This is a genomic window from Pseudonocardia sp. SID8383 (assembly GCF_009864975.1).
GTDB classification, from domain to species: Bacteria; Actinomycetota; Actinomycetes; order Mycobacteriales; family Pseudonocardiaceae; genus Pseudonocardia; species Pseudonocardia alni.
The window spans coordinates 1-2,017 of the sequence record NZ_WWFY01001128.1; the positions used below are offsets into that span (position 1 = coordinate 1).

Here is a 2,017-nt window from a genome sequence, read left to right on the forward strand (position 1 = left end):
CTGAGCCCGGTGCGGGGCGGCGCGGTCCGGTGCGGTCCGGCCCGGGCGCCGTCAGACGGTGCCGGTGCGGGCCCGGCGGCGGCGCAGCCACACGTACAGCGGCCCGAGGAGCACCCAGCCGCCCGCGATCAGCCCGGCGACCGGGAGGATCCCGTCGACGGCGGTGCGGCCCGCGACGCGCACGTGCGTCGGGTCGGCGGTGTCGTACTCGACGTAGATGTTCTCGCCCGGGGTGAGCCCGACCGGGTAGGAGATGCCCGCGGCCGGGGTCTGCAGCCGGCCCTCGTCGTCGACGAACCTGACCAGGGTGCGCCAGTAGTCCGAGCCGTCGAGGACGGTCGCGGCGGTGGTGCCGCGGTTGCCGTCGATCGCCGCGTCCTCCAGGAACGCACCGCCCAGGGCCACCAGCGCGACCAGCGTCCACGCCAGTGCGACGGCCAGGACGATCTCGGGCAGGTGGTACCGCGTCCGGCCGATGAGACGGGCCGCGACGGCCGAGGTCTCGGTCAGCACATCGCCGGTGGGACGGCCGCTCGGACTGGTCACGGGACCCGATTCTAGGAGCGCTCCGGCACCCGGGTGTGTCCGGTGCCTCCCACCCTGGCGCCCGCCCCGGCCGAGGAAGTTGCCTACTCTCGAAGGGTGACCGTCGCACCGGCCAGCACCGCGTTGCGCGTCCGGACACGCCCGCTGCGGCTCGACGGGCGGCTGCTGGACGTGCTGCCCGCCGACGCCGGGGCGCTGTCCTGGGTGCGCGACGGCGAGGGCGTGGTCGGCTGGGGCGAGGTCGCGCGGTTCACCGCGTCGGGACCCGAGCGCTTCGCCGAGGCCGACCGCTGGTGGCGCCGCGTGGTCGACCGGCTCGACGCCGGCGCCGGCTACGACGACGTCCGCCTCCCCGGTACCGGCGCCCTCGCGTTCGCCTCGTTCACCTTCGCCGACGGCTGCCCGGGCTCGGTGCTCGTCGTGCCGCAGGTGATCGTCGGGCGGCGCGGGCACCGCGCCTGGATCACCGAGATCACCCCCGCCGACGCCCCGGAGACCCCGGGCAGGCTGCCGGTCCCGTCGCCGGTGCGCCCGAGCGGACGGCTGCGCTACGCCGACGGCCAGGTGTCCGCGCACCGGTACCGGGCCGCCGTCGCAGCGGCGGTCGGGCGGATGCGCGACGGGGAGCTGGAGAAGGTGGTGCTCGCGCACGACCTGCTCGCCGTCGCCGACCGCCCGCTGGACCCCCGGTTCCTGCTCCGCGGGCTCGCCCGGCGCTACCCGACGTGCTGGAGCTACGCCGTCGACGGCCTGGTCGGCGCCACCCCCGAGCTGCTGTTGCGGCTGCGTGGGCGGACCGTGGAGTCGCGGGTGCTGGCGGGCACGATGTGGCCCGGCTCCGGACCGGACGGCGACACCGCGGGCGCGCTGATCGGCTCGTCGAAGGACCGCCGCGAGCACGCCTACGCCGTGGACTCCCTCGCTGCGTCGCTGCGCCCGCTGGTGGCCGAGCTGCACGTGCCGGACGCGCCGTCGGTGCTGACCCTGCCGAACGTGTCGCACCTGTCCAGCGACGTGCACGCCCGCCTCGACCCGGCCCGGCCCGCGTCGCTGCTGACGCTGATCGGGGCGGTGCACCCGACGGCCGCCGTGGGCGGCACCCCGACCCCGGACGCGACGGCGCTGATCTCCGAGATCGAGGGTCTCGACCGCGGCCGCTACGCGGGCCCGGTCGGCTGGGTCGACGCCGAGGGCGCGGGCGAGATGGGCATCGCGCTGCGCTGCGCCGAGCTGCAGGGACGCACGGCGCGGCTGTTCGCCGGATGCGGGATCGTCGCCGACTCCGAGCCCGACGGCGAGGTGCGCGAGGCCGCCGCCAAGATGCGCGCGGTCCGCGAGTCCCTGGAGGGCTGAGCCCGGCACGGTCCGGACGGACGCCGTGTCCGCCGGGGCGTCCGCACCACCTGCCGCGGCGCGGACGCGGGCGGGACCGGCTCAGTCCAGCGCCGCGACGACCACCCGGCGGAGCTCG

The 2,017-nt window shown here is 77.0% G+C and carries 2 protein-coding genes; one reads left to right on the forward strand and one right to left on the reverse strand.

Annotated features, from left to right (window positions below; genetic code table 11):
• Positions 1-51: 51 nt before the first annotated feature.
• Positions 52-546 carry a DUF3592 domain-containing protein gene (locus GTW08_RS27415; protein ID WP_139282884.1) on the reverse strand — a complete coding sequence of 165 codons (495 nt, stop codon included), beginning with the start codon at positions 544-546 and terminating at the stop codon, positions 52-54.
• A 96-nt stretch (positions 547-642) separates the two neighbouring features.
• On the opposite strand from GTW08_RS27415, the gene GTW08_RS27420 reads away from it, so the two are divergent.
• A complete protein-coding gene (locus GTW08_RS27420) occupies positions 643-1,899 on the forward strand; it encodes an isochorismate synthase (RefSeq protein ID WP_073576545.1) in 1,257 nt (418 codons plus the stop codon).
• Positions 1,900-2,017: the final 118 nt, after the last annotated feature.